This is a genomic window from Faecalibacterium longum (assembly GCF_040094125.1).
Lineage (GTDB): Bacteria > Bacillota > Clostridia > Oscillospirales > Ruminococcaceae > Faecalibacterium > Faecalibacterium longum.
The window spans coordinates 1-5,135 of the sequence record NZ_JBBNIH010000032.1 but is presented as its reverse complement, the minus strand read 5'-3'; the positions used below and the strand labels follow the sequence as shown (position 1 = coordinate 5,135).

General features: G+C 56.0%; 6 protein-coding genes. All 6 read left to right on the top strand.

All coding sequences use genetic code 11. From position 1 onward, the window contains the following. Window positions 1-275: 275 nt before the first annotated feature. Window positions 276-632, top strand: a complete 357-nt coding sequence (locus AAAU26_RS00395) for a DUF7768 domain-containing protein (RefSeq protein WP_178105371.1) — start codon at window positions 276-278, stop codon at window positions 630-632. Continuing rightward, the gene (locus tag AAAU26_RS00390) at window positions 619-1,704 is read left to right on the top strand and encodes a DNA cytosine methyltransferase (RefSeq protein ID WP_055303310.1); all 1,086 of its coding nucleotides are present in this window, start codon (window positions 619-621) and stop codon (window positions 1,702-1,704) included. The genes AAAU26_RS00395 and AAAU26_RS00390 overlap by 14 nt, the downstream gene beginning before the upstream one ends. A 4-nt stretch (window positions 1,705-1,708) precedes the next feature. Then, complete coding sequence (locus tag AAAU26_RS00385) at window positions 1,709-2,422, top strand: antirestriction protein ArdA (RefSeq protein ID WP_015555149.1); 714 nt, start codon at window positions 1,709-1,711, stop codon at window positions 2,420-2,422. Window positions 2,423-2,436: 14 nt separating this feature from the next. Next, on the top strand, window positions 2,437-3,486 hold the full coding sequence (locus AAAU26_RS00380) for a DUF8626 domain-containing protein (protein WP_055303313.1): 1,050 nt from the start codon (window positions 2,437-2,439) through the stop codon (window positions 3,484-3,486). Window positions 3,487-3,577: 91 nt separating this feature from the next. Further along, the gene (locus tag AAAU26_RS00375) at window positions 3,578-4,048 is read left to right on the top strand and encodes a PcfB family protein (protein ID WP_055303315.1); all 471 of its coding nucleotides are present in this window, start codon (window positions 3,578-3,580) and stop codon (window positions 4,046-4,048) included. Further along, the coding region (locus AAAU26_RS00370) for a VirD4-like conjugal transfer protein, CD1115 family (protein ID WP_227619725.1) at window positions 4,045-5,135 on the top strand (1,091 nt) is incomplete at its 3' end. The genes AAAU26_RS00375 and AAAU26_RS00370, both read left to right, overlap by 4 nt.

Sequence of the window (5,135 nt, the reverse complement as noted above, 5' to 3'; positions counted from 1 at the left end):
CGGGGCTCTGCCCCGCGCCCCGAAGCTCTGGAGATATAAATTATTCCCCGTCGCCAGTTATTCCGTAGCATAGCCGGGAAAATCAGTCAAGGGCAGCGCCGCCGCAGGCGGTGCCAGAGGCACCCTTGACGGATTTCTCCCGGTTATGCTTTTTCCCGGTCAAGCGACGGGGATATAAATTCTCCAGAGCCGTTCCCCTTCCCGGGGGAAGGGGCGGAGGGGTTGGGCGAACTCTTGCTTTTCCCTAAACCAAAACAGAAATGGAGGCTCAACCAATGAAACGACCTTTAGCATACCTGACTGCCGCATGGAGCGGCGAGCCGGATGTTGATATGGAGCTGGCGGCCCACTACTGCCGCCTTGCTTATGAGGCGGGCTTTTCCCCGATCTGCCCGCTCTTGTACCTGCCGCTGTTTTTGAATGACAGCGTTCCCGAGGAACATAAGGCCGGGATTGATATGCGCCGGGATATGCTGCGGCGCTCCCATACCCTGATTGTCTGTGGCAGCGTTGTGGACGAGGATGTAAAAAACGATATTGCGGTTGCCGGACGGCTGGGCATTGCGGCGACAACGCTGGAAGGGGTGCTTGCCGTGAAGGGACACGGCACCCCGGGCTATGCCGGACATTAAGCTGGGGAGCCTTTTCGACGGGATTGGCGTGTTCCCTCTGGCTGCTTCCCGGTGCGGTATCCGTCCGGTCTGGGCCAGCGAGATTGAAAAAGCGCCCATCTCCATAACCAAAAGGCACTTTCCCGACATGGTGCATTTGGGGGATATTACGAAGGTGGACGGCGGGAAAATCCCGCCGGTCCATGTGATAACCTTCGGCTCTCCCTGTCAAAACCTTTCTCTGATCGGCAACCGCTCCGGCCTTGCCGGGGCAAAATCCAGCCTGTTTTATCAGGCGTTTCGTATCATACAGGAAATGAGGGATGCCACTGATAACCTATATCCAGCTATCGCTGTTTGGGAAAACGTCATGGGAGCGTTTTCTACAAATGACCGGATGGATTTTAGAGCCGTCCTATCCGCCTTCTCGGACACCGAAGTTCCAATGCCTCCTTCTGGAAGATGGGGAAACGCCGGAATGGTGCGAGGGGGAACGCCTGATGTGTGCTGGCGGCTCATGGACGCCCAGTATTGGGCAGGCTCCCGAAGGCTGGCACGAAGGCAGCGGATTTTCGTCGTGGCGGATTTTGGAGGCAGACGTGCCGCAGACATACTATTTAAGCCCCGTCCAATGCTCCCACTTCCTCCGCCTTGCGGAGAGGGCGGGCGGGCCGCCGCCGAAGGAGATCGAACAGCTTCTTTTGAAACAGGGCGGCAGATACCAGTCATCCACCCCTTTCAGTGCTTCCGTATGCGGGGAGCGGCAAAAAGGCAGGAAGAAACGGCCTTCCGAAACAGCTTCGGATTACCAACTGACCCTTTTCCCACTCTTTTAGCCAGTGATGTAACGCCCTTTGCCTTCTGGTATGAGGGCGACCCGGAGGGCGGCTGTATCCGTTTTCTGACGGAAACAGAAAGTGAACGGCTGATGGGGCTGCCGGAGGGCTGGACAAAGTACGGGGCGGACGGCATGGAGATCCGGCCTCTGCAACGCTACAAGGTGCTGGGAAATGCGATTGCCCTCCCTTGTGCCGATTACATTATGGCCGGGATCTATGAGGTGCTGGCTGACCGGGCCGGAAAGGAGGAATGAGCCCATGTTTGAAGCCTATATAACCAATACAGCCCTATACCCCTTAATGGGGATTGAGGTAGGGACAACGGTACATTTCCCCACGACGACACAGGAGTTGCAGGCCGCCCTTGCCAAAATCGGGATAGACGGGAAACGGTACAGCGAAGTATTCTTTACCAGCTTTGACAGTGATGTGCTGGGGCTCTACGATCATCTCTACGAATGTGAGAACATCGACGAGCTGAACGAGCTGGGCCACGCCCTGCTGGAAGTACGGGATAAGGGCGGACTGGAAACCTTTGAAGCCGCTCTTGTCTTGGGAAACCACACAAGGAGCGTGAAGGATTTGATAAACCTGACGCAGAACCTTGACCTTTACCGCTTTTACCCGGATATTTCCGATGATGAAGGGCTGGGCCGTCTTTACGCCGACGAGCTTGGGACTATCGACATACCGGAGCACATTCAGAACTACTTCGATTATGAGGCATACGGGCGGGATGTGCGTATCAACGAAGGCGGCGTATTCGCTCCCGGTGGGTATGTGTCGGCAGTCCCGGAGGGCTTCAAGGAGTATTACCACGGGCCGCAGGACATTCCGCCGGAACACCGGATATTTGCCTATCCTGAAAAGGCCGAGCCTGTCCACTCCATTCTCGCTGCACTCAAACGGTTTCAAGAAGCCCCACCCGCTCCGAAAAAGGACAAGGCGGGGCCTTCCCATGAAGAACGGTAAGACTTCGGGCCAGCATGGCCCGAAGCATAAAGGAGGTGCATACCATCAACTATTACCCTATCAATGAAGGAGCCGCCCGCCGGGCAAAAGAAATGAACAGCTTTTCCGACTACAAGGAAGGGAGCGCAACGGCGGAATACAGGGCAATGGTGGACAAGGCCGCCGCCATAGCGGAAAAGCAGAAATCCCGGGTGGACCCCATGTACCATGAGAAGATCGACCATCTGTTAGACACCTACGCCCGCAAGCTGGCCGAAAACATGAACCAAGGCTTTGCCATTGACGCGAGGGTTCCCTCTGTGATGATCGCCGGGCCTTCCAATTTCCCGGTGGGAAAGAAGGAAAAACAGAACCGGGCGCGGGACAGCAACATGGAGGAATGGCGGCATATTCAAGGGCTGCTGGATAAGATACGCAGCACCGGCATGGGCGGGATCAGCGCCGATGACCCGGCAGCGATTGAAAAGCTCCAGAAGAAGCTGGACGGGCTGGAACGCTCCCAGCTCATTATGAAGGAGGTCAACGCCTATTACCGCAAGCATGGCAAGCTGGACGGCTGTGCGCTGCTGTCGCCGGACCAGATTGAAAAGCTGAAAGCAAGCATGGCGTCAAGTTGGCGAAGCGACCCGAGGCCCTTTGAAAGTTACCAGCTAACCAACAACAATGCGGAGATCCGCCGGGTAAAGGCCCGTATCGAACAGCTTTCCAAACAGGCACAGCAGGAATTTTCCGGCTGGGAGTTCGATGGGGGTCGTGTGGAAATGAACCGGGAGGACAACCGCTTGCAGGTGTTCTTTGACGGAAAGCCTGACGCGGACACCCGGGCCGAGCTGAAAAGCAGCGGCTTTCGTTGGGCTCCCAGCGTGGGCGCATGGCAGAGGCAGCTCACGGACAACGCCATCCGGGCGGCTGACCGTCTGGAATGTATCAAGCCGCTGTCCGGCGAAAAGCCCTCCCAACTTCAAAAGAAGCCCTCTATCTTGCAGACCATGCGGGAACAGGACGAAAAAGTCCAGACGGAGCCGGAAAAGAAAGCTCCGTCCGGCAGAGATGCCGAGCGGTAAGCCTCGGGCCACATTGGCCCGAGGTTTTCTGTTCCCCGAGATTGTACGGGGGCCTCCCGGATAGCGGGAACCCCGACGGAAAGGAGGTTTTATGCAGGAAGAAGTAAACCAAAAAACGGTTGCCCTTTCGATCAGGACAACGAAGCTCACGGGAAAAGTGCTGGCTGCCGCTCTTGGGAAGGTAGCGCGGGCACTGCAAAAGCACCACCGGAAGGCGCTGACCCCGCAGGGACGCCAGAGCGTGAAAAAGCTGATGAACCACTATGGCGGCAAAAGTGCCATGCCCTATGTGGGAGCTCCAAAGGATTTTGACCGGATCGCGAAGAAGTTCCATGTGGACTACGCTTTCCATAAAGTGAGCCCCGGTCATTACCTACTGTTTTTCAAAGCCAATCAGGCGGACGCTATCACGGCGGCCTTCCAGAAGTACAGCGCAAAGGTGCTGAACAAAGAGCAGGACAAGGCTTCCATCCTCGGCCAGCTTCGGAAATTCACGGAGCAGATCAGGACGCAGGCAAAGGAAAAGCAGCGGACCAGAGAGGCGGTGAAGGACGGACGTTGAGTGACAAGATCAGAAAATATGTGCTCCCAAACCTGCCGTACCTCTTTGTGTTCTGGTTCTTCTCCAAAATCGGGACGGCCTACCGGATCGCCCCCGGCACAGACTTCGGGACAAAGCTCATGGGGATGCTCGATACCTTCCCCAAAGCCTTTGAAACCTACTGGCCGGGGCTGGGCGGTATTGACCTGCTGGTGGGCCTTGCCGGTGCGGCTGGGGTGTATCTGCTGATACAGTCAAAGATCAGGCAGGCGAAAAAATTCCGGCGGGATGCGGAGTACGGCACCGCCCGCTTTGGAACAAAGGAGGATATAAAGCCGTTTGTAGACCCTAAATTTCAGAACAATGTCATTCTGACCGGGACGGAGTTCCTGACCATGAACACCCGTCCGAAAATACCCGCCAATGCCCGGAACCTAAACGCCTGTGTCATCGGCTCGTCCGGTTCGGGTAAGACAAGGTTCTGGCTGACCCCGCAGCTCCTTCAAGCCCATTCCTCGTATGTGGTGGTAGACCCGAAGGGCGGCACCCTCGACCAGTGCGGGCGGTTCCTGCAACGGGAGAAATACAGGGTGCGGGTGTTCAACAGTATCGACTTTTCAAAATCCATGCACTACAATCCGCTGGCCTATATCAAGACGGAAAGCGATGTTTTGAAATTCGTTACTGCTCTGATCGCCAACACCAAAGGCGACGGCAAGGAGGGCGACGAGTTCTGGACCAAAGCCGAAACCCTCTTGTACTGCGCCCTTGTGGCCTACATCGTGTTTGAGGGGCCGGAGGAAGAACGCAACATGAATACGCTGGTGGAAATGATAAACAGCATGGAAGTCCGGGAGGATGACGAAACCTTCAAAAATGCGGTGGACTATATGTTTGACGGGCTGGAACGCCGCAGCCCCCAGCACTTCGCCGTGAGGCAGTATAAGAAATACAAGCTCGCCAGCGGCAAGACAGCCAAAAGCATTTTGATTTCCTGCGGTGCAAGACTGGCTCCCTTTGATATTCCCCAGCTTCGGGAGATCATGTCTTATGACGAACTGGAGCTGGATAAGCTGGGGGATGAAAAATCAGCGCTGTTCTTTCTTAT